Annotated in this window: 20 protein-coding genes; 9 read left to right on the top strand and 11 right to left on the bottom strand. The window is 57.8% G+C overall.

Going from position 1 to position 21,569, the window contains the following annotated elements:
- The first annotated feature begins 56 nt into the window (after positions 1-56).
- Together chrA and MED193_RS02665 are read left to right on the top strand one after the other, a co-directional pair.
- Complete coding sequence (chrA, locus tag MED193_RS02670; RefSeq protein WP_254655424.1) at positions 57-1,343, top strand: chromate efflux transporter; 1,287 nt, start codon at positions 57-59, stop codon at positions 1,341-1,343.
- A 135-nt stretch (positions 1,344-1,478) separates the two neighbouring features.
- On the top strand, positions 1,479-1,955 hold the full coding sequence (locus tag MED193_RS02665) for an SspB family protein (protein ID WP_009808092.1): 477 nt from the start codon (positions 1,479-1,481) through the stop codon (positions 1,953-1,955).
- 218 nt (positions 1,956-2,173) lie between these two features.
- Here the strand turns inward: MED193_RS02665 and MED193_RS02660 are convergent, their stop codons facing one another.
- A complete protein-coding gene (locus tag MED193_RS02660) occupies positions 2,174-2,791 on the bottom strand; it encodes a hypothetical protein (protein ID WP_254655423.1) in 618 nt (205 codons plus the stop codon).
- Between the two features lie 213 nt (positions 2,792-3,004).
- Between MED193_RS02660 and fumC the strand changes: the two genes are divergently transcribed.
- The 3 genes from fumC to MED193_RS02645 are packed head-to-tail and all read left to right on the top strand — an operon-like array spanning position 3,005 to position 4,817.
- Entirely contained in the window at positions 3,005-4,399 is a 1,395-nt protein-coding gene (fumC, locus tag MED193_RS02655) for a class II fumarate hydratase (protein ID WP_039966576.1), read from the top strand.
- A complete protein-coding gene (locus tag MED193_RS02650) occupies positions 4,399-4,587 on the top strand; it encodes a DUF4169 family protein (RefSeq protein WP_009808088.1) in 189 nt (62 codons plus the stop codon). The genes fumC and MED193_RS02650 overlap by 1 nt, the downstream gene beginning before the upstream one ends.
- A complete protein-coding gene (locus MED193_RS02645) occupies positions 4,584-4,817 on the top strand; it encodes a ribbon-helix-helix domain-containing protein (RefSeq protein WP_009808087.1) in 234 nt (77 codons plus the stop codon). Before MED193_RS02650 ends, MED193_RS02645 begins: the two co-directional genes overlap by 4 nt.
- Here the strand turns inward: MED193_RS02645 and MED193_RS02640 are convergent.
- The 3 genes from MED193_RS02640 to MED193_RS02630 form a co-directional block, all read right to left on the bottom strand.
- Complete coding sequence (locus MED193_RS02640) at positions 4,808-6,196, bottom strand: cytochrome P450 (RefSeq protein WP_009808086.1); 1,389 nt, start codon at positions 6,194-6,196, stop codon at positions 4,808-4,810. The two genes, MED193_RS02645 and MED193_RS02640, sit on opposite strands and share 10 nt — an antisense overlap.
- Positions 6,193-7,434 (bottom strand): hypothetical protein, encoded by a 1,242-nt coding sequence (locus MED193_RS02635; RefSeq protein ID WP_050757614.1) that lies wholly within the window; start codon positions 7,432-7,434, stop codon positions 6,193-6,195. Before MED193_RS02635 ends, MED193_RS02640 begins: the two co-directional genes overlap by 4 nt.
- A 206-nt stretch (positions 7,435-7,640) precedes the next feature.
- Positions 7,641-8,393 (bottom strand): cytochrome c biogenesis CcdA family protein, encoded by a 753-nt coding sequence (locus tag MED193_RS02630; protein ID WP_039966573.1) that lies wholly within the window; start codon positions 8,391-8,393, stop codon positions 7,641-7,643.
- A gap of 115 nt (positions 8,394-8,508) precedes the next feature.
- On the opposite strand from MED193_RS02630, the gene MED193_RS02625 reads away from it, so the two are divergent.
- Positions 8,509-8,754 carry a sulfurtransferase TusA family protein gene (locus MED193_RS02625; protein WP_009808083.1) on the top strand — a complete coding sequence of 82 codons (246 nt, stop codon included), beginning with the start codon at positions 8,509-8,511 and terminating at the stop codon, positions 8,752-8,754.
- 63 nt (positions 8,755-8,817) lie between these two features.
- Here the strand turns inward: MED193_RS02625 and MED193_RS02620 are convergent, their stop codons facing one another.
- The 7 genes from MED193_RS02620 to purC form a co-directional block, all read right to left on the bottom strand.
- A complete protein-coding gene (locus MED193_RS02620; RefSeq protein WP_009808082.1) occupies positions 8,818-9,210 on the bottom strand; it encodes a DUF4440 domain-containing protein in 393 nt (130 codons plus the stop codon).
- Between the two features lie 94 nt (positions 9,211-9,304).
- The gene (locus tag MED193_RS02615) at positions 9,305-12,445 is read right to left on the bottom strand and encodes a ribonuclease E/G (RefSeq protein WP_009808081.1); all 3,141 of its coding nucleotides are present in this window, start codon (positions 12,443-12,445) and stop codon (positions 9,305-9,307) included.
- A 628-nt stretch (positions 12,446-13,073) separates the two neighbouring features.
- Positions 13,074-14,411 (bottom strand): sigma-54 dependent transcriptional regulator, encoded by a 1,338-nt coding sequence (locus MED193_RS02610; RefSeq protein WP_009808080.1) that lies wholly within the window; start codon positions 14,409-14,411, stop codon positions 13,074-13,076.
- Between the two features lie 34 nt (positions 14,412-14,445).
- Entirely contained in the window at positions 14,446-16,218 is a 1,773-nt protein-coding gene (locus MED193_RS02605; RefSeq protein WP_009808079.1) for an ATP-binding protein, read from the bottom strand.
- Positions 16,219-16,254: 36 nt separating this feature from the next.
- A complete protein-coding gene (gene purQ, locus MED193_RS02600; protein ID WP_009808078.1) occupies positions 16,255-16,923 on the bottom strand; it encodes a phosphoribosylformylglycinamidine synthase subunit PurQ in 669 nt (222 codons plus the stop codon).
- The gene (purS, locus tag MED193_RS02595) at positions 16,923-17,153 is read right to left on the bottom strand and encodes a phosphoribosylformylglycinamidine synthase subunit PurS (RefSeq protein WP_009808077.1); all 231 of its coding nucleotides are present in this window, start codon (positions 17,151-17,153) and stop codon (positions 16,923-16,925) included. The genes purQ and purS overlap by 1 nt, the downstream gene beginning before the upstream one ends.
- Before the next feature lie 110 nt (positions 17,154-17,263).
- Positions 17,264-18,025, bottom strand: a complete 762-nt coding sequence (gene purC, locus MED193_RS02590) for a phosphoribosylaminoimidazolesuccinocarboxamide synthase (RefSeq protein WP_009808076.1) — start codon at positions 18,023-18,025, stop codon at positions 17,264-17,266.
- A gap of 307 nt (positions 18,026-18,332) precedes the next feature.
- Between purC and MED193_RS02585 the strand changes: the two genes are divergently transcribed.
- The 3 genes from MED193_RS02585 to bmt all read left to right on the top strand — a co-directional run.
- Entirely contained in the window at positions 18,333-18,659 is a 327-nt protein-coding gene (locus tag MED193_RS02585; protein ID WP_009808075.1) for a DUF1476 domain-containing protein, read from the top strand.
- A 224-nt stretch (positions 18,660-18,883) separates the two neighbouring features.
- Positions 18,884-20,851 (top strand): phosphatidylglycerol lysyltransferase domain-containing protein, encoded by a 1,968-nt coding sequence (locus tag MED193_RS02580; RefSeq protein ID WP_009808074.1) that lies wholly within the window; start codon positions 18,884-18,886, stop codon positions 20,849-20,851.
- A gap of 164 nt (positions 20,852-21,015) precedes the next feature.
- The coding region (gene bmt / locus MED193_RS02575) for a betaine--homocysteine S-methyltransferase (protein ID WP_009808072.1) at positions 21,016-21,569 on the top strand (554 nt) is incomplete at its 3' end.

The raw sequence follows: 21,569 nt of genomic DNA, 5'->3' as shown, positions 1-21,569 counted from the left end.
CGCCAATGCCCCCGAGCGGGCCCCAGGAGACACACGATGAGCCAAGGAACCAACCGGTGAAAACAGTGTCTTGGCGCGAGATGTGGCGTACCTTTGGCAAAATAGGCCTTATGAGCTTTGGCGGTCCGGCGGCCCAAATCGCGGTGATGCATCGTGAACTTGTAGAAAAACGCCCCTGGCTGGACGAAGAGAGCTTTCTGCGCGGCCTGTCCTTTTGCATGTTGCTGCCTGGGCCAGAGGCCATGCAGCTGTGTACCTATACCGGCTGGCGGTTGCGCGGTGTACTTGGCGGCGTGCTGGCGGGACTTCTCTTTGTCCTGCCAGGAGCGCTGGTGATTGCCGCTTTGGTCTGGCTTTACGCTGTATTTGGGGCGCTGCCTCCCGTGCAGGCCGCATTCCTTGGCATTAAGGCCGCCGTGGTGGTCATTGTTCTGCAGGCACTTTGGAAGTTAAGCCACAAGGCCCTGAAACACCGCAGGGATTGGGGACTGGCGGGATTTGGCTTTATCGCGCTTTTTGCCTTTGGCCTGCCCTTCCCCCTGGTGATCCTGGCAGCTGGGCTCTTTGGCCTGATGACGATGGCAGGCTCCCGCCAATCCCATACTCCCCCCCCTTTCACAAAGGCAGCACCAACCATTGGGGTCCAACACACCCTGAACACGGTACTGATCTGGGGCGGACTCTGGCTCCTGCCACTGATCTGTCTCAGCCTATTTGGAGGCAGTTTTCTTGCCAGTATCGGCTGGTTCTTTGCCAAGTTGGCCGTGGTCACCTTTGGGGGCGCCTATGCTGTACTGGCCTATATGAGCCAGGCCGTCGTGCAGCAACACCAGTGGATCAATGCTGGAGAGATGATCGATGCGCTTGGCCTGGCCGAAACCACCCCAGGCCCGCTCATTCTCGTGACCCAGTTTGTGGCCATGCTGGCGGGGCTGAAACAGGGGGGACTGGCGCTTTTCCTGGCCGCAGGGGCTACTGCGCTCTGGGCGACCTTCATGCCCTGTTTTCTTTGGATATTTGCCGCTGCCCCCTATGTGGAGCGCCTCGCTGCCCTACCTCGGCTGGCCTCGGCCCTAAAGGCAATCACTGCCACCGTGACCGGCGTCATCCTCAACTTGATGGTTTGGTTTACACTGCATGTCCTGTTTGAAGAGGTCACCCAGTTGCAAAGTGGCCCCCTGACAATGCCCTGGCCAGATCTAACCAGCCTGAACATCGCAGCGCTGGGGCTGACCCTCGCAGCGGCGCTGGCCGCATGTGTTCTGCGGGGGCGACTTTTGGGGCAGCTCGCAGTGATGGCCCTCGCAGGCCTCGGCACCCAATCGATACCGTCTATTCTATAGCGAAACGCCCGCCCCACAGAGGAGGTCACCCCCTTTGCTAAAGGTTCAAAATAATGACAAAAACGGGCCCAGATCCCCTTTAGTTTCTGGCAGAATCTTCTATGCTGATGCAGCAATTTAACAGGGGTGTCTTTCATGTCCCGCGAGATCGACTACGGCAATCTGATGCACTCCGCCATGCGCGGCCTCATTCGCACCGTCCTGCAGGATGTTGCGGATAAAGGTCTGCCTGGCAACCATCACTTCTTTATCACCTTTGACACCAACCACCCGGATGCCCAGCTGGCAGATTGGCTACGGGATCGTTATCCTGGCGCCATGACCGTGGTGATGCAGCACTGGTACGACAATCTAGAGGTTGGCGAGGATGGGTTTGGCATCACGTTGAACTTTGGTGACGCGCCAGAGCCGCTCTATATTCCTTACGACGCGATCGAAACCTTTGTGGACCCTTCGGTGGAATTCGGCCTGCGGTTTGAGGCCGCTGAAGAGAGCGATGATGAAGGTGACGATACCGTTGATCACCTTGATGATGAAGACGAAGCTGCCGATGTGGCAAAGCGCCCATCTGAGGGGGATGTTGTCTCTCTGGATAGTTTCCGCAAACCCTAAGGCCCGTTTGATTTTGCCCGCCCAGCTTTTGGGTGGGGCACGGTGATACAGCGAGGCGGGTTTGCAACCTCTGGCCTTTCAGAAACTGTTCACCCCGTCTGTTGGCCTTGAACGAGGGGTTGTTCCTATCCAAAAGAACTCTCTGAGGCAATTGACGCCTGATTTATTCATTTGAGACAGGTCAGTTCTTCGCCCCATCGCCCCCTTTTCCGGGGATGTCACCGCCTTAACAGATCGGCCTCTATCTGGCGAACAGGGAGCCCGTTTACGCGGGCGGTGAAAACCAACGACAGACCTTCAGGCGTCACCCTGCGGTCATATTGCTGCATCTCATAGTCGCCGTTTTCATGAATAAACATTGAAAATACTGTCAGGGTGTCATGAGACAGGCGCGCCCAGACATAGGGCTGCCCTTTCATGGGATCCTGTTGCACCTCATGTCCAAAAACATTGCGCTGCATCGCGGCTGAATAGATACCTTCGCGTTCGCTGGGGATGAATTCAACTGTGTAGGCTTTTTCCTTACGTCGCCCATCCCCCTTTTCCGTAACAGTACTCCACTGCACCACAAAGCCTTTAGCAGTCCGGGTCAGGACGACGCTCAAATCCCGCAGATCCTTTTCGCCATCACTGTTGACCACCTCGACCGAGCCCGCATAGCTGCCCCAGAAATCGGATATGTCATGGGCTGAGGCCCGTACCGCAGTGCCCCAAAGCAGGGCCAGGGTCAAAAACATCAGGGACAAAAGCCCAAGTCCCTTCCCCCGCAGAGAAGACGTTGATCGGATGGCATTTTCTGCAGGCTTTGCCTGTCTGGTTGCGACCGTTTGGATCACTGTGATCTCCTACTAGCGTGTCAAGAGCGGGGGCTTTGATCCCACTCTAAAGATCTCAGCGCAGCTGGCAATGATATGGAACAAGCCAACTCCGACGAATTCTCCCTATACCCTGGCTGATGATAAGCTATGCTGCGCGCAAACGGCCAATTGCGTCGCGTCGACGCAGCGTATAAACGGCATGCAACGGCATACCAGACGGAGATAGACAAGATGTCAGACACCCGCACCGAGACCGACAGCTTTGGTCCGCTAGAGGTTCCTACAGACAAGTATTGGGGCGCTCAAACTCAGCGTTCGATCATGAACTTCCCCATCGGTTGGGAAAAGCAGCCTGTCGCGATCGTGCGCGCGCTGGGTGTGATCAAAAAGGCCTGCGCCATGGCCAACAAGGCATCGGGCAAGATGGAAGACCGCATTGCCGATGCTGTCATCGCAGCCGCAGGCGAAGTGATTGAGGGCAAGTTCGACGACAACTTCCCCCTCGTGGTCTGGCAGACCGGCTCTGGCACCCAGTCCAACATGAATTCCAATGAGGTCATCGCCAACCGCGCAATCGAGATGCTGGGCGGCGTGATCGGCTCCAAGGATCCAGTGCACCCCAATGACCATTGCAACATGGGGCAGTCCTCGAACGATACCTTCCCCACCGCCATGCATATCGCAACTGCCATGTCGGTACGTGACGTGCTGCTGCCCGGTCTGGAAAAACTCGCCAAGGGTCTTGAGAACAAATCAGAAGAGTTCAAAGACATCATCAAGATTGGCCGGACACACACTCAGGATGCGACTCCGCTGACTCTGGGACAGGAATTTGGGGGCTATGCCCATCAGATCCGTCAGGGCATCGCCCGTGTAGAGTTGGCCATGCCCGGCATCTACGAGCTGGCGCAGGGCGGCACCGCTGTTGGGACGGGCCTGAACACTCAGAAAGGCTGGAGCGAAGAAGTGGCAGCCAATATGGCAGAGATCACCGATCTGCCTTTCGTCACCGCTCCCAACAAGTTTGAAGCCCTCGCAGCGCATGACGCCATGGTCTTTCTGTCGGGGGCTCTCGCGACCATCGCAGGCAGCTGCTACAAGATCGCCAGCGACATCCGGTTCTTGGGCTCCGGCCCCCGGTCCGGTCTGGGTGAGCTGATCCTGCCGGAAAACGAACCAGGATCCTCAATCATGCCCGGCAAGGTGAACCCCACCCAGGCCGAAGCGCTGACGCAGGTGGCGGCGCATGTCATGGGCAATGACGCAGCGATCAAGTTCGCCGGCAGCCAAGGCCACTTTGAGCTCAACGTTTATAACCCGATGATGTCCTATAACCTTTTGCAGTCTATCCAACTGTTGGGCGATGCCACCGACAGCTTTACTGAACGGATGCTGAACGGTATTCAGGCCAATGAGCCACGCATCGACAAGCTGATGAAAGAGTCGCTGATGCTGGTGACGGCTCTGGCCCCGACCATCGGCTATGACAATGCCACCAAGGTTGCCAAGACCGCCCACAAAAACGGCACCACCCTCAAAGAAGAGGCCATCGCGCTTGGCTTTGTGGATGAGGCGACCTTTGATGCAGTTGTCCGCCCTGAACAGATGATCGGTCCCAAGGACTAATGGGTAAGCCGGTAAATCTGAACCGGTATCGGAAGACACAGGCGCGGGCCAAGGATAGGGCCCGCGCCGACGAAAACGCTGTGAAATTTGGACGTAACAAGCTGGACAAAGAGCTGGAAAAGGCCCGTGCCGCCAAGGCAAAGCGCGATCTTGATGGCCACCTTAACGGCGACAAGAGCGATCCATGAACAGCCGCCCCCGCAAGCATTCTCTGACGCTGCGCGGGCACAGGACCTCGGTCTCATTGGAGGATCCTTTTTGGCTGGCCTTTCGCCAGATTGCCACGCGGACCAGCCGTCCAATCAATGAGCTAGCCGCAGAGATCGACGAGGCACGCGGCGCTGACTGCGGTCTGGCCTCTGCTATTCGTTTGTTTGTCCTGCATGATCTGCAATCCCGGCTTCCCACTCAAGAGTGATCTGCCGCAGTGCGAGGCGTAAACTGCAACCAGATCCCACTCTTGGAGCGTACCGTCAAATGCGCCACAGGCACAGGTTCAGCGCCCTCAACGCAAGTGATTTTGAAATGACGCAGGATCATCGACAAGATCAATGCCCCCTCCACCATGGCAAACCCAGCACCCGGACAAACCCGTGGCCCGGCGGAGAACGGAATATAGGCTTCTCGCTGGCACTGTTTGCCATTTTCCGTTTGCCAGCGGCTGGGATCAAATCCGTCTGGATTATCCCAAAGCCGCTCGTGCCGGTGCAAATGCCAGGGGCTCAGCACGATCTGTGCCCCCTTTGGCACTGCGCGGTTGCGAAACTGCACCGGGCAAGTTGCTTCCCGTACCATCATTGGCACCGGTGGATAGAGCCGCAGGGCCTCGCGAAACACATCTCGCGACAGGCGCAGTTTTGATATGGCTGCGAAACTCTCATCCGCCAGCGCCTCGGCCTCTTGTGCCAGCTGTTCCTGCCAGTCCGGATAAAGCGCCAACAGGTAGAGCGACCAGGCCAGGGCAGAGGCACTCGTCTCGTGGCCAGCGAGAAAGAAAATCGCCACCTGATCCACCATCTCCTGCGCATCAAACCGCTCTCCGGTTTCGGGATCCGTGGTGGTCATGATCTTGGTGGCCAGGTCCTCGGGGGCTTTCCCTGCCTTGATCTCTGCCATCCGGGATTCGGTCAAATCGGTGATCAACGCGCGAATAACATTGGCATTGGGGCGGGTTCCGCGGCGAAAAAACCGGGGCATCCATTTGGGGAGCGGCACAAAGGCCGCGAGGTTCAGCAAAGGCTGGCTACGCTGATAGTCGCGAAACCGGGTGAAAACCTCGCTCGCCACTTCGTTCTCTATCGGGATAGAAAAAAGCGTTCGAAAGATAACATCCGCCGCCACATGGCTCGTCACTTCTTCGACCTCGATATTCCTACCCTGCCCAACCCGCGTCTGAAGGCGCAAGATAGCCGAATCCGCTGCCGCCCGCATGGCCGGATAGGTGACCTTGAGCCGCCCCCCTTCGAAGGCGGGATCAATGATGCGTCGCTGGCGCTTCCAGGTCTTTCCATTGGTTAGGAATACCGAGCTTCCCAAGAGCGGCTTTAGCCCTTCCGCAATCCGGTCAGACTTGGGAAAATCATCAGGCTGCTCTTTCAACACCCGTTTGATCAAGTCAGGTTGGTTGATCAGATAGGAGCGGAAGCTCGGGGCGCGAAACTCTGCCATCCAGGCCCGGTAGAGCTTTCCGGGTTGCGCAGACAGGATATCCTCGCGAAACAGTTTTACATAGCGCCAGAGCGAGACCCGAGAGGGCCGCGCTGCGGGTTTGGGGGGCTGTCTCTTAGGCCCATTCATTGCGGTTTCACCGAGGTATATTTGGAAACGGGCACATCAATCCTGCTGGCAGAGGCCTTGCGGGATTTATACCTTTGGCGCAGGGTCTGCGCACCGGCCGTAATACGAAAATAGTCGTAGTCTCCCGGACGGTCAAAGGCGCATAAATACTGGAAATGCAGGCGAAAAAATCGCCAACGCAGCTCCGCCCAACGTGCCGGGCTTAGCGTTTGGGTAAAGGCTGCGGAAAACACTAATGGCCAGCGTTTATCCGCCGGAGCCACCCCACTGACCGCAACCGGATCACAGAGTGCAAAGGCGCAGCCATCTCCCGGCGCTGAAACATCTATCCAGGCGATCTCTTCCCGCTGAGACAGGTAACGCAGATCTCCGCGCAACCGACTGGCATGGGGCAGAAACGATACCATGGGGACCACTTGACCAAGGGTCAAAAAGCCGATTTCCGGGCAGGGATCAGGCAGCCCCTCGCGGATTAAATCGGCCAGAACCGACACCCCGACATGGGCCCCAGAAGAATGCCCGACGACCAAGAGCTCATCAATATCGCCAGCTTGCAGCGCTGCGCTGATTTCCCTTTTGAAACCCGCGATACGTGCTTCCAGATCCTTCGGGTTTTCGCCGCGTGACGCCGCAGAATAGGCATAGTCATGCATCAGGTAATAGGCAAAGAATTTGCCGTCCTGCTTTTTGAACCATCTGAGCAAGGCAAGAGCTGCAACCGCCCCGATCCCCCAACCGGGCAGCAAAGCGAGCCCCTGCCCCCTCTCAACAACCAATGCCATTGCTGCGGACCAGCCCGCCACACAGGCCCAAAGCAACACAAGCGCCAAGAGCGCCTGTATCAGGAGCATTGCGACCGGATATAGCGCCGCGATCACCGGACCTTTGCGCAGCCGCATCAAACGCCCCAGCGTGCCAGAGGAGATGTAAATCCAGGCGGTTCGGATCAGTTGCAAATAGGTTCCCAAGATCGAGGCATCCATACTGTCACGCACAATATCGGACCAAACGAGTACGCTGAATTCCGTGCGCACCTCCTGCCCGTCGATCTCTGCTGAGACCTGCCAGCCATAGGGACGCTGCCCAGTGCCGCCAGGCGCCGGGGGTTGCGGCGTGAGGGACAGATCATAGTTGCTTATCTCTGCCTGGGCCGCGCCCTCCTTGCGGTACAGCTCGCGGTAGCGGCGCGGATGGATGGGATCATAGCCGGGAATATAAAACACCCGCCGCGCCCGCACCGGTGCAGCCTCTATAGTCTCGCTGGTTCGCAGACCCTGCCCTGTTGCGCCCGCCGTCGTGCTGTCCATTCCCTGGCCTCATTGCATATGTCAGCAAGAATAGGCGAGGTTTTCGACCAGAGTAAGGCCGCGACCGGCTTAAGGCAGAAAAAATCCCTCCCCCTCACTCTGTCAGGGAAGGGCAATATTAGCCCGCGCCAGCGGCATTAGCCCAAGGTTGCGAGGAAAGGGAAGGCTTCGAGCAGCCACCAGGAGAAGGTAGAGAACAGCCCGGTGACGAGCATAAGGCCCACCAAGAGCAGCAGCCCCCCCATGAGTTTCTCAATCAAACCCATATGGCGTTTCATCTTATTCATTACCACCATGGAGCGGTTGAGGAAAATTGCCGCCAGAAGGAAAGGTACCCCAAGGCCAAGAGCGTAGATCCCCAACAACAGGGTGCCCCGGCTGACCGAGGCCTCAGAGGCGGCCAAGGCTAGGATTGCCCCCAGCTGTGGGCCAATGCAGGGCGTCCAGCCAAAGGCAAAGGCCAGCCCGAGAACATAGGCCCCGACCACCGAGCCTCCTGCCTGCCCGGCATCAACACGCGCCTCACGATCCAAGATAGGAATCCGGAAGACCGAAAGAAAATGCAGACCAAAGATGATCACGACAACGCCAGAGGCGCGGGCAAACCACTCCTGATTTTGCAGCACAAAAGCCCCAAAGAAGGAGGCGGTAAACCCCAACAACAAAAAGACCGTCGACAGTCCCAAGACAAAGAACAGCGCTGACAGTATTACCTTGCGCCGCGCCGCTTCCGTGCCCTGCATTTCTCCGATGGAGACACCACTCATATAGGCGAGATAGGGCGGCACAATCGGCAGCACACAGGGCGACAAAAAGCTCACCAAGCCGCCCAGAAGCGCCACAAACATTGCAGGCAAGAGCCCCGCATCTATGATCTCAATTCCAAACATCTCGTTCCCCAAAACCAGGCTTTCATGACCCATAGACCAGCCGGTGGCAAAGGTCACGGGGGGCATTGGTCACATCCTTGTGGACAGGACGTGAGCGACGGATTATCTGAAACCTATGACAACACCTGCCCCTCAGAATGATGCCACCCTGGATGCCATTGGGCTGCTCTGCCCCCTGCCTGTGCTAAAAGCGCGCAAACGGCTGAAATCCATGGCTGAAGGCGAAGTATTGCAGGTTCTGGCAGATGATCCTGCTGCCATCATCGACATCCCGCATTTTTGCACCGAATCCGGGCATGCTCTGCTTGGCCAGTCGGCAGTAGAAAGCCATCAGATCTACCACATTCGCAAAGGCGGCTAAGCCACTCACCCTGTGTGGTTTTACGTCTATGGACCCCTGTAAACACTGAAAAGCCGAGGCCTTTCAAACGGGTATGGCCCCTGCAACAGGCGTGTCCTGGCTAAAGATATTGATCCAGCCTTCGTTTTGACGCTGCCAGATGGAAGACACATACATCTCCTCCTGCGCTTCGGCATTTGGGCGTAGGTATCGGGCCAAATAGGACAGGCACACATGATTTCCACCCAGCGACAATAGTCTCGCCTCATTCAGCTCAAAAGAGACCACTGTCGCGCCTTCGCTCAGCTGATCACAATGCTCACTCCGAGTGGCAAAACCGCTGGGGTACACGCCGAGGAAATCTGCGTCGAGCGCCGCCTTGTCAGCTGCGATATCCCCTGTGACCAAGGCCTGCCAGACCCGCGTCTCGTGTTCGAGAATCTCGCTCAACAGATTTGGATCTCCGTTGCTTGTCACCGCTACAGCCCCTCTGTTCAATCGCCTGCTCCCGATAGGCAGGCCCAAAAATCATCGGCAAAGAAAAAGGCGACCCAAGGGGCCGCCTATTCTCTTATCCAATGGACCACCATCCGCGCCGCTTGGGCTTGGGCGGAGCGGCAGGTTCCGGCTCGACGGCGGGCGCGACCTCAGGCTCCGCGTTTTCAGCGGGCTTCTCAGCAGCTTCGGCAACCGGCTCAGCCGCTTCCGCTGCAATCACATCCTGCTCTGCAGAAGGTGCATCAACGACCTCTGCCGCCGCAGTGGCCTCTTCAACGGCGACTGTTTCCGCTTCTGGATCAGCAGGTTCAACAGCAGGTTCCGCCACCACATCCTGAGCAGGCGCTTCAGAGGCTGCGGCCTCTGCCGATTCAGCAGGCTCAGCCACAGCTACATCCTCGACGACAGAGGGGTCCGCTTGTGCCACGGCCTCAGCAGGCGCTGCAGTTACCGTATCAGCCGCAGCTTCAGGAACAGGCTCGGCCTCCAACGCGGGCTTGGCCTCCCCCTCTGAAGGCGCACTCTCGCCGCCTTGCTCCGCGGGTGTCTCTGCTCCCTCAGCTGTGTCAACAGAGGGGGCGTCACTCGCCTCCGTCTTTTTGCTGCGAGAGCGGCCGCCACGGGTGCGGGTACGCTTACGGCTCGTTTTTTTCTCCTCGGATCCGGCCTCTTCACCGGTCTCAGATGCGGGGTTTTCCTCTCCCTCTGCTGCATTCTCAGCTGCAGTTTCGGAAGCTTCTGAACCGCCCCCAGCCTCAGAGCCATTGCGATCGCTCTCAGAGTTTTCTCCGCCATTGCCTGACTTGCGGCGGCGCCGACGACGGCGCTTACGCTTTGGCTTATCTTCGCCATTGCTCCCTGAATCGGCCACCGCGTCTGAATTTTCATCCTGCGGCAGTTCGTCTTCGTCGGCTTCTGCCTCATCCGCATCGACCTGCGCCATCAATGATGTATCCGCAGACACAACCGGAGCCGCTGAAACGGCGACAACACGGGTTGCGGTTTTGAACTTCTCCAGAGTGAAATCGGGGCTAACCAGATGCGCATCCCCTTCAATACGGACCGACAGACCATAGCGCGCCTCGATCTGGGCGATATGCTCCCGTTTCTGGTTCATGAGATAGTTAGCGATATCTATCGGACAACGCACCAGAACCTCCCGCGAGCGGCGGCGGGTGCCTTCTTCCTCGATCTGACGCAGGATCGACAGGGCCATACTATCATCCGAACGGATCAACCCGGTGCCGTGGCAATGTGGGCAAGGCTGGGTTGTCGCCTCGATCATACCAGGGCGCAGACGCTGGCGCGACATCTCCATCAGGCCAAAGCCCGAGATCCGCCCCACCTGAATGCGGGCGCGATCGGTCTTGAGCTTGTCCTTCATACGGTTTTCAACGGCGGCGTTGTTCTTACGCTCATCCATATCGATGAAGTCGATCACGATCAGGCCAGCAAGGTCACGTAGGCGCAGCTGGCGAGCAACCTCTTCGGCGGCCTCCAGGTTGGTGTTAAGCGCCGTTTCCTCAATGGAGGACTGTTTGGTCGCCCGGCCAGAGTTCACATCCACCGCCACCAAAGCCTCGGTGGTATCGATCACGATATAGCCACCTGATTTCAACTGCACAGTGGGGTTGAACATGCCACCAAGATAGCTTTCGACCTGGAAGCGTGCAAAAAGTGGCAAGGTTTCCTGATAGTTCTTCACGTTCTTGGCGTGGGACGGCATGATCATCTTCATGAAGTCCTTAGCGATGCGGTAACCGCGCTCGCCTTCGACCAAAACCTCGTCAATCTCACGATTATAGAGATCGCGGATCGAACGTTTGATCAGGTCACCTTCTTCATAAATCTTGGCCGGAGCGACGCTTTTCAAGGTCAGCTCGCGGATCTGTTCCCAAAGCCGTTGCAGGTATTCATAGTCACGCTTGATCTCTGCCTTGGTCCGTTTCGCACCGGCTGTACGCACAATGAGACCCGCGCCCGAGGGCACGTCGATTTCAGTGGCAATGTCTTTCAGTTTCTTACGGTCAACTGCGTTGGTGATCTTGCGGCTGATGCCACCGCCGCGCGCGGTATTTGGCATCAGAACACAGTAGCGGCCGGCCAGCGATAGATAGGTCGTCAGAGCCGCGCCCTTATTGCCGCGCTCTTCTTTGACAACCTGCACCAACAGAACTTGGCGGACTTTGATCACTTCCTGTATCTTGTAGCGCCGTGGGCGTGGCTTCCGTGCCGGACGAATGTCTTCGCTATCGTCTTCGTCAGCAACAGATTCAATGCTCTCATCTTTTGCACTGGCATCCGAAGGCGCCTTTGCCTCTTCCTCACTCTCACCGGAATCGTCCCCGGCCGCTGTGTCAGTGTCGGCATTGGCATCGTCACTGCCTGCTGACTGAATAACGGCATCACCAGACGATGCCTCTGCAGCAACAGGCGCCTCGGAAACGCTTGCCTCTTCCGCAACAGGCTCTGCGGCCGTATCCTCGGATGCCTCTTGAGCCGGGGTTTCTACAGCATCAGGCTCGTCAGTTTGGCTTCCGGTTTCAACACTGACGGCGGGTTCTGGAGAGACCTGTTCTGCTGCGATACCTTCTGCGCCGTCGGGTTCTTCGACTGGTGTATCAGCGACCCGTTCCATCGGCGAAGAGCCTTCTGGAACTTCGGCCAATTTGGCCTCATCGCTTTCCACTTCATCCACCAGGTCGATGGTTTCCATACCAGCGATTTCCGAAACCACTGGGGTTTCATTCTCGGTGACATCAGGTGTCGCAGCCGGTTCGGCCTTGGCCGGGGCAACCTCTTTGGTCTCTACAGCATCGCCTGAATTGACCTTGGCCGCCTTGGAGCGTGACCCCTTGCGGCCACGAGAGCGCGAACGGGAAGGTTTAGACTCTTCTTCGTCATCACGGGCGCGCTGTGCTTCCGCATAGGCGCGCTCTTCTTCCATCAGGGCTTCGCGGTCAGCAACTGGGATCTGGTAATAGTCTGGGTGGATCTCCGAAAAGGCCAGAAACCCGTGGCGATTTCCGCCATACTCCACAAAAGCGGCCTGCAAAGACGGCTCTACTCGTGTGACTTTTGCCAGATAGATATTGCCAGCTAGCTGGCGTTTATTCTCAGATTCAAAGTCGAACTCCTCAACTTTGTTTCCGTCGACCACCACAACGCGGGTTTCTTCCGCGTGGGTGGCATCGATAAGCATCTTCTTTGCCATGTTTCCTTAGTGCACCTGCCCTGCGCAGACGCAGGCCTTCCCTCATCAGGGGGCCGCGCATGTATTGGGGGGTGTCTTGTCAGGGCGATCTGGGACGGCGCACAACAGGAGATAGCCCTGGAACTGATGTCCGGTCCTCGTGCCTGTATGCTCTTCGCTCGCGCGCGCGTCATCGCGTTTCTTCTCCGACAGGTCGGGAGGGCCCGTTGCCTGCCTTGTTATTCCTCCTTGATTTTTCAAAGAGGCGCTTAGCTGCTCCGTTTGGTTTCGGAGCCAATCGGTCTGTCTTGCATTTGCGGTCCATGCCGTGGTCGGGTCGTTCCGACTTTCCGGTCACGCCGTAAAGATCTGCGAGACAGCGAATCTCAATCATTCCTGGGCGGGTAGATAAACCACATCCCATAGGGTCACCATAAGACCAGCGCAGCGGCAATGACAATGGACATTCGTCATTCCTGGCCTGTCGAAACGGCAACAAACCGGGTAAAAGGCAAAATGATGAATGTTTGATGAACAAACCTAGAGCGAATGCAGGCAGATCGGACTGCCCACAGGCCAAATCACTGAGGTTACACCAGAAAGCCCGCTTACCCACAGGGCAACCTCTGCGCCATGGGTAAGATCGTGCCTATCCCAGATAGTCAGAGCGTTGCAGCGCGTACTTAGCCATCTTCTCATTCAGGGTCCGGCGCGGCAAGCACAGCTCTTCCATGACGCTGGCAATGGACCCCTTGTGACGGCGCATGGTGTTGTCGATCAACATCCGCTCGAAGGCTTCGACATATTCTTTCAAGGGCTTGCCTTCTGTGGTCATTACAGGCTGCATCTCTTCATGATCCGACATCAGTAGCGACGCGATCGTTCCGGAACCGCGTCTTGCCTGCAGCACCGCACGTTCGGCCACATTGATCAGCTGGCGCACATTTCCTGGCCATGGGGCCTGCAGCAACTGGGCCGCCTCCTGCGCCGAGACCTGTGGAGCATCACAGCCGTATTCCTCTGCAAACTGCTCGCAGAGCCGGGTAAAGAGCGTCAGAATGTCTTCGCCACGTTGGCGTAACGGTGGCACCATGATCCGCAGCGCTGCCAGACGGTAAAACAGATCCGGGCGCAGAGCGTCTTCGCAGGTTTTCCCCGCCTCTTGCAGGTTAGAGATAGCAATAATCCGCGTCTCCCCCGGCATCCCCTGTTCATTGATCGCGCTCAGGAGTTTTGCTTGCAGCGCCTCGCTAAGCGCCTCAACCCCTTCCAGCACCAATGTGCCGCCGCGCGCCTCTTCCAGGGCAGGCAACAGGCTGTCTTCGGGCTGCATTGGGCCAAACAGGCGTTTGGACAGGGCTTCTTCCTCCAGCGCGGAACAAGAAATCAGTACAAACTTTTTTCCGGCCCGGCTGCCAACCGCATGCAGCGCGTGGGCGACAAGCGTCTTTCCAGTGCCGGTTTCTCCATCGATCAGCACATGACCATCCGCCTGCCCAAGGTCGAGAATATCTTCGCGCAGACGTTCCATCACCGGGCTCATGCCGATCAATTTCTTCATGATCTGACTGCCATCCGACAGCTCACGGCGCAGAGCCCGATTATCCAATGTCAGACGGCGGGCGCCGGTTGCGCGTTTTGCCAGCTCTGACATGCGGTCAGGATTAAAGGGCTTTTCCAGAAAATCGAACGCCCCGACGCGCATCGCCTCAACTGCCATGGGGACATCACCATGGCCAGTTATCATGATCACTGGCAGGCCACTGTCGCTGCCCATCAGTTTCTTCAAGAACTGCATCCCATCCATGCCTGGCATTTTGATATCGGAGATCACAATACCCGGGTAATCTGCCCCCAGCTCCTTGAGCGCCTCTTCAGCGCTGGCAAAGGTTTCCGTGTCATAGCCCGAAAGTGCCAACCACTGGCTGATCGATTGACGCATATCCTGCTCATCATCCACGATCGCGATTTTCATGGCCTGTGCCATAGGGCACCCCCTTCTCTTTGTTCTGTCTGGGCCGCTATTCAGCGGCCTCAATGCCGTCCGCAAGAATCGGCAATTGCATCTCAAACACGGCGCCGCTTTTCTGCCCGTTACGCGCGGCGAGCCGTCCCCCTAGGTCGTTCACGATCCCAGAGGAGATAGCAAGCCCCAGCCCGACACCGTCCCCGGCCTGTTTGGTGGTATAAAACGGATCAAACAGGCTGCCAAAATCCTCAATCCCAACGCCATTGTCGCGCACCGTCAACGTCGCCGTCTCCCCTGCGGCCAACAGGATTTCGACCTCGGGCTCTTCCACTGATTTGGTAGCATCCAACGCATTGCGCAAGAGGTTGACCATGACCTGTTCCAACCGCATGCGATCCGCCATAACAAAAACCGGATCTTCCGGCAGGAGGCGCGTGATCTTGACATGGCGCTGGCGCAGCTGTGGCTCCATCATCGACAGGCTGGAGGCAAGCGCATCGCCAAGGTTTACAGGGCTAAAGGCATCCCCGCCCTTTCGGGCATAGGATTTCAGCTGTCGGGTAATGGCCCCCATGCGCTCGATCAGATCATCAATCCGTCCAAAGGAGGCCAGAGCCTCGTCAGGGCGGTTACGGTTGAGCAAAAGCCGCGCACCTGCCAGATATGTTTTCATCGCCGCCAAGGGTTGATTTAGCTCATGGCTGACAGCGGCTGACATCTCCCCCAGGGCGGCCAGTTTGGAGCTCTGCGCCAGGCTTTGTTCGGCCACGGCGAGTGTCTTTTGCATGCGCTCTCGCTCGGCAATTTCCCGCTGCAACCGCGCATTCAATACGCGAAGCTCCGCCGACTCTCGCTGAAACAGCGCCATCCTAAGCGCGGTCTTACGGCTTAGCGCATAAAAGGCCAGCGCCAGCAGTATGGCGAATCCCATGATCTCAAGGGCCAGAACCGCGTTCACCTTCTCCCGGATCGAGGCAAAAGGTGTAAAGGAGGTCATCCGCCAGCCCTGAAAGGGCACCCGGTTGTCGAGGCGCATCACCGCCTCCCCCTGAAGATAGGCATCGGGTGGCAGCGTGCTCCAGTCTGCGGTCGCCCGGATGGCGCGCTGAATGGCACTTTCGGGCGTTTGCAGCAGCAAGGCCTCTTCCTCTTGCAGCCCCCGCCAGCGAGCCTCGGTGGCCAGCACGATATTACCCTTGCTATCGGTGACCATCACCGCATCCGAAACCCCGGCCCAGGCGCGCTCAAACTTGCGCAGATCAACCTCAATGACGATAACACCCAAAAGACCAGAGCTATCCACCATGCGGCGCGAATAGGTAAAGCGGTAGCCGCCGACCTCACGCTTGATCACAGAGAAAACAGTGGATTTGGCCCGCGCTGCATCGACAAAATAGGCTTCATTCCGGTGATTTTCACCCAGACGGTTTCGGTTGGTCGCCGCGACCGTGCGCCCATCACTCGCCATGAGCATAATCGAGTTGGCGCCAATTTCATCAATGAAAGACAACAGCCGCTGTGTCGACAGAGAGAAGTCCTGACTTTGCAGCGCCGCGATCAGGGTCTGGTCCCGTGCCAAGAGCTGCGGCACAATAGCATGGCGGCGCAATTCACTGACAAGGTTACCAGAATACAGCGCCAACCGTAGCTCGCCACGGTTGCGGGTACTGTCGGTAAAGCGATGCGTTAATTGCTGATTTGTCACCCAGACGGTGACGGCCGCAACCGCCATAAACAGCAAAAGCGCCAGCCGCGCGCCCCAGGGAATGGTGCGCGATCCGGTTTCATTTGCGGGGGGTGGCTTAGAGGTCTGCGGCGCATTCATAGGGTAATCCTATTCCTGACGCCGCAGGAGCTCAAGTCACGCGGTGGCGAGGATACCCGCCAATGCGCGAAAGACTGCCGTTCCATCGGTGCCACCGTGACCTTCGTCAGCGGCGCGCTCCGGGTGCGGCATCATGCCAAGCACACGTCGGTTCTCCGACAGGATACCAGCGATATCGTCCACGGATCCGTTTGGGTTGTCGGCATAGGTAAAGGCAATGCGGTCCTGATCCTTCAGCGCGGCAATGGTATCGGCATCGGCAAAGTAGTTGCCATCGTGATGGGCGATTGGAATGCCGATCACATCGCCTTTGGCGTAGCCCTGGGTAAAGACGCTGTCCTCGGTCGCAACCTGCAGGTCCACAGTGCGGCAGATATATTTCAGTCCAGCATTGCGCAGCAGCGCCCCCGGCAGCACGCCGGTTTCCGTAAGGATCTGAAAGCCATTGCACACCCCCATGGCATAGCCGCCACGGTTGGCATGTTCAACAACCGCCTGGCAGATGGGCGACTGGGCCGCGATGGCACCACAGCGCAGATAATCCCCATAGGAGAATCCACCAGGAACCCCTACGATATCAACGCCTTCGGGCAGCACGCTGTCCTTGTGCCAGACCATTGAAACATCAAAACCGGCTTGTTCAAAGGCAACCGCTAGATCGCGGTCACAGTTGGATCCGGGAAATACGACGACGGCTGCTTTCATCACTTCATCTCGATGCTGTAGGATTCGATCACAGTATTAGCGAGCAGCTTTTCGCACATCTCGGTCACATCAGCTTCGGTCGCATCGGCTGCCAGATCAAGATCAATCACCTTGCCCTGACGCACGCCTTCAACCTTGTCAAAGCCCAGAGCCCCAAGCGCGTGGCGCACGGCCTCACCCTGTGGATCCAGAACCCCGTTCTTCAGCATTACATGCACCCGTGCCTTCATCGTGTCGTTCCTCAGCTTCGATGGGAGCCGACCCCTGGTCGCGCCCTTTGCAGAAAATGTATTGCCCACCCCAGCCCATTGGACGGAGTGGGAAGATTCACCTTACCAGATCAGTTCACCAGCGTGGGTTTGCTGGGAGCTGGCGGATTGTTCGGCATCACGCCCAGACGACGCGCGACTTCGCTATAGGCGTCTGTAAGGCTACCCAGATCGCGGCGGAACACATCCTTGTCGAGCTTCTGTCCGCTCTCAATATCCCAAAGACGGCAGCTGTCGGGGCTGATCTCATCGGCCACCACCAGACGTTGGAAATCACCGTCATAGACTCGACCAATTTCGATCTTGAAATCCACCAGCCGGATACCGACACCAAACATCACGCCCGACATAAAGTCGTTCACCCGCAGCGCCAGGCTCAGGATGTCATCCATGTCTTGTTGACTGGCCCAGCCAAAGGCCGCGATATGCTCTTCCGACACCAGCGGGTCGCCCAGGCTGTCATCTTTGTAGCAGTATTCGACGATTGGCCGCGGCAGTTGTGTGCCCTCGTCAATCCCCAGACGTTTGGACATAGAGCCCGCGGCGTAGTTGCGTACGATGACTTCCAAAGGGATGATCTCGCAGGAACGCACCAGCTGCTCACGCATATTCAAACGCTTCAGGAAATGCGTCGGCACGCCAATCTGGCCCAGCCCCACCATGAAGTATTCGCTCAGCAGGTTGTTCAAAACCCCTTTGCCTTCGATCACGTCTTTCTTTTCGGCGTTGAACGCGGTGGCGTCATCCTTGAAATACTGCACAATCGTGCCCGGTTCCGGACCTTCATACAGAGTTTTGGCTTTGCCTTCGTAGATCTTCTTGCGACGTGCCATGAGGAGCCTTTCGAGGTAAAGGCCGGAATCCCGGCCCGGTTTCTTGCCGCTCTCATAGGGCAAGGGGGGAATTGCTGCAAGTATAGTGGCGCAAACCGGTCAAATTGAACTGGTTTCGGAGATCTAGCCCCAGAGAGATCGGGCCAGCCAGTAAGCTCTGGCGGTGCTTACTGGGTGCTTACTGCTGGAACGCTCAACCCCCTTTCGTGCCGAAAGCCTGTGCGCTGGCATATTGTCGCAATCCCTGTCCCCCAGCCAAATACACCCCATATTAACAACACGACGTTGCAACCATGGAGGACATGACATGACGACATTCGATGACCGCGCACAGGCCTTTGAGGCAAAATTCGCCCATGACCTAGACCTTCGTTTCCAAGCCCGTGCCCGTTGCAACAAACTGCTGGGTCAGTGGGCCGCGGATATTCTGGGGCTCGACGCAGCCCAGACCGAAGAATACGCCGCCGAAGTTGTTAGCGCGGACCTGCAACACCCTGGCCATGACGATGTTCTGAATAAGATCACGTCAGATATCGCCGCCCATAAACACAGCCAATTCACCGCCGAAGACGTAAAAAGGCAGATGGCAGAGTTTCTGAGCCAAGCCAGCGAGGAGGTGCTGGAAGCAACCTAAGCTGACGGAAAGCCACTGCATTTTGTGATGCCCTTCCAGCAGGGCATCACCCCGATAGGTTGCTGTAAATCATATAGTATTTGCCCATGCAATGGGTCGCACGGCAGAGGCATTCGGCAGAATATAAACCATATGCATCGCACTGGCGCGGTATTAACGTCACAAAAACCCCAGCTTGCTATTTTGGCATTTCTGCCCCTATCGGGCCCCGCAGAAAGAGCAAAATGCAGAGCCTCAAACTTCTCTCGGCAGCACCGCCCCTTCAGATCCTCCGCCTGACTGCCCCCTTTGCTATGGCGGCCCTGTGTCTCTGGGCCCTCTCAACCCGCATTGAACTGCCCTCCCTGGCGGCTCTTGGCAGCCTGCTTGGCCAATTGCAGCTTTGGCAATGGCTTGCGGCCTTTGGGGCCACCGGACTTAGCTTCTGGGCGCTGGGGCGTTATGATTCTGTAGCCCACAGACATTTGCAAACCGGCCTAGATGGCCCGCAGGCGCGCCGAGCGGGCATGGCGGCCATCGCCTTTTCCCAACTGGTGGGCTTTGGATTGTTCACCGGAGCCTATGCCCGCTGGCGTTTAGTGCCGGGGTTAACCGCTCTGCAGGCCGCACAGCTCACTGGATTGGTGGGTTTGACCTTCATGGCCGCCCTTGCGTTGCTTTGTGGCCTGGCAATGATCATGGTCCCAGTCTTCGCATGGTTCAGACCCCTTGGCGCCTTGCTGGTCACCCTCACTCTTGCCGGCGGCCTCATGAGCTTTGCCGCGCCTCGGCTTCGCCTTGGTGCCTTCTCCCTGCGCTGGCCCTCCCTGCCCGCAATGGCGGCACTCACGGTCTGGGCCTTCATGGATGTTGTGGCTGCAGGCAGCGCGCTCTGGATCCTGCTACCAGAGACGCTGGCGATCTCCTGGGCCACATTGTTGGTGGTCTATGCCATTGCCCTGGGCGCTGCCATCCTGTCTTCCGCTCCCGGTGGCACCGGCCCCCTAGAGCTGATGATCTTTACCCTGCTTCCTGCCCACGACAGCACCGGCCTGTTGGCAGCGCTCCTGGCATTTCGGCTGGTCTATTACGCCCTGCCCGCCACCATTGCCTGCATTCTGATGGTTTTGCCCGATCGCCTGAAATCCATGCGTGCCCCAGTAACGGATTCGGATCTCTTGGGAGCGCAAAGCTTGCCGGTCGAGCACCTGCCCTATGATCGACTGCGGGCTGAAACTGGGGTTATCCGTCAAAATGGAGGCCATATTCAGGCTTTTGGGTTTAACCAGCTGGCCCTGCTGGATAGCCCGCAGATCTCTGTCGCGCTGTTTGACCCGGTGACGGGCAACCTCGATGAAACCCTCGCCCCATTGCGACGTTATGCACGCCAACGCAATGCCACGCCCTGCATTTACAAATGTTCCGCCCGCAATGCCCTAGCCGCCCGCAAGGCTGGCTGGGTCGTCCTGCGCATTGCCGCCGAAGCGGTGGTTTCCCCGACATCCTTTAGCGAAGCTGGGTCCAGCCATCGCCAATTGCGCCGCAAACTACGTCACGCCGAAAAGGCAGGGATCAGCGTGCGCCCCGCTCCGCCCAATCTGCCGCTGGAACAGATGCAGGCGCTCGATCAGGTTTGGCAACAACGCCACGGCGGCGCACGGGGAACGACCATGGGCCGGTTTGAGGCCAATTACCTTGCGGGACAGCGGGTTTTCCTCGCCTGGCAGAACGAGCATATTATTGGCTTTATCACCCTGCATACAGCCTCCGGGGAATGGTGTCTGGATCTCATCCGCATTTGCCCTGATGCGCCAGATGGGACTGGCCATATCTTGCTGCGCGCGGCCATTGCCGCCGCCAAAGTGGAAGAAATCCCGCGCCTGTCGCTGGCCGCAGTCCCCGACCATCGCTTTGCCGCCCGCATGGATCCTGGTCTGCGCCGCTTCAAGGCCTGTTTCGCCCCCCAGTGGCAGCCCCGCTATATGACCTGCCCCAGTTGGTATGACATGACCATCGCTGGGTTTGAGCTCTACCGGCTGATCCATCACCCAGACCCCGTCCTGCAAGCCGCGCCTGCTGCTACACCCAGTGAGAGCCCTCAAACTAAAGAAAACGCATCGGAAGAAGGCAGGGCTGATGCTGCCTGGGACAAGCAGCAGCCCAAGGATCAATCGCAACAATACGACATGCCAAATTCAGCGCAGGCTTCGTAAGAGGCGTCAAAACAACAGGGGCGCCTCAATATGGGCCTCATAATCAAGTTGAGGATTATGCAATTGCGCTTTCACCGCTCCCATGACACAGCAGGACCAACCAAGCGGCACCGGGCCGCCCTGCCCCTGTGCACCCATCTCCTTTCCTTTGACAGGATTTCCCTATGACCACTTTCTTTGCTGATTTCCTTGCGGAAAAAGACGTTCTGCTAGCTGATGGTGCCACAGGCACCAACCTCTTTAACATGGGGTTGCAATCCGGCGACGCGCCTGAGCTTTGGAACACAGATGAGCCCAAGAAGATCATGGCGCTCTATCAGGGCTCTGTGGATGCGGGCAGTGACTTGTTTTTGACCAATAGCTTTGGGGGCACTGCTGCACGTTTGAAGCTGCATGACGCTCAGGGGCGCGTGCGGGAACTAAACCGCGCCGCTGCTGAACTGGGCCGCGAGGTCGCTGACAAAATGGATCGCAAGATCGCTGTTGCCGGCTCTGTTGGTCCGACCGGTGAAATCATGCTGCCCGTGGGTGAGCTGAGCCATGAGCTGGCCGTTGAGATGTTCCACGAGCAGGCAGAAGCCCTAAAAGAGGGCGGTGTTGACGTGCTCTGGGTTGAGACCATTTCGGCACCGGAAGAATTCCGCGCCGCTGCTGAGGCCTTTGCGCTGGCAGATATGCCCTGGTGTGGCACCATGAGTTTTGACACCGCTGGGCGCAC

It is taken from the genome of Roseobacter sp. MED193, assembly GCF_000152965.1.
In the GTDB taxonomy this organism is placed as follows: domain Bacteria; phylum Pseudomonadota; class Alphaproteobacteria; order Rhodobacterales; family Rhodobacteraceae; genus Pseudophaeobacter.
This window is presented reverse-complemented; position numbering and strand designations above follow the sequence as displayed.

Excerpts from the sequence above, each read along its gene's own strand:
- purQ (WP_009808078.1), bottom strand. The coding sequence starts at position 16,923 with ATGAAAGCAGCCGTCGTCGTATTTCCCGGATCCAACTGTGACCGCGAT.
- MED193_RS02615 (WP_009808081.1), bottom strand. The coding sequence starts at position 12,445 with ATGGCAAAGAAGATGCTTATCGATGCCACCCACGCGGAAGAAACCCGC.
- MED193_RS02625 (WP_009808083.1), top strand. The coding sequence starts at position 8,509 with ATGACAACACCTGCCCCTCAGAATGATGCCACCCTGGATGCCATTGGG.
- MED193_RS02665 (WP_009808092.1), top strand. The coding sequence starts at position 1,479 with ATGTCCCGCGAGATCGACTACGGCAATCTGATGCACTCCGCCATGCGC.
- MED193_RS02585 (WP_009808075.1), top strand. The coding sequence starts at position 18,333 with ATGACGACATTCGATGACCGCGCACAGGCCTTTGAGGCAAAATTCGCC.
- MED193_RS02610 (WP_009808080.1), bottom strand. The coding sequence starts at position 14,411 with ATGGCACAGGCCATGAAAATCGCGATCGTGGATGATGAGCAGGATATG.
- fumC (WP_039966576.1), top strand. The coding sequence starts at position 3,005 with ATGTCAGACACCCGCACCGAGACCGACAGCTTTGGTCCGCTAGAGGTT.
- MED193_RS02580 (WP_009808074.1), top strand. The coding sequence starts at position 18,884 with ATGCAGAGCCTCAAACTTCTCTCGGCAGCACCGCCCCTTCAGATCCTC.
- purC (WP_009808076.1), bottom strand. The coding sequence starts at position 18,025 with ATGGCACGTCGCAAGAAGATCTACGAAGGCAAAGCCAAAACTCTGTAT.
- purS (WP_009808077.1), bottom strand. The coding sequence starts at position 17,153 with ATGAAGGCACGGGTGCATGTAATGCTGAAGAACGGGGTTCTGGATCCA.
- MED193_RS02650 (WP_009808088.1), top strand. The coding sequence starts at position 4,399 with ATGGGTAAGCCGGTAAATCTGAACCGGTATCGGAAGACACAGGCGCGG.
- MED193_RS02630 (WP_039966573.1), bottom strand. The coding sequence starts at position 8,393 with ATGTTTGGAATTGAGATCATAGATGCGGGGCTCTTGCCTGCAATGTTT.
- MED193_RS02605 (WP_009808079.1), bottom strand. The coding sequence starts at position 16,218 with ATGAATGCGCCGCAGACCTCTAAGCCACCCCCCGCAAATGAAACCGGA.
- MED193_RS02640 (WP_009808086.1), bottom strand. The coding sequence starts at position 6,196 with ATGAATGGGCCTAAGAGACAGCCCCCCAAACCCGCAGCGCGGCCCTCT.
- MED193_RS02645 (WP_009808087.1), top strand. The coding sequence starts at position 4,584 with ATGAACAGCCGCCCCCGCAAGCATTCTCTGACGCTGCGCGGGCACAGG.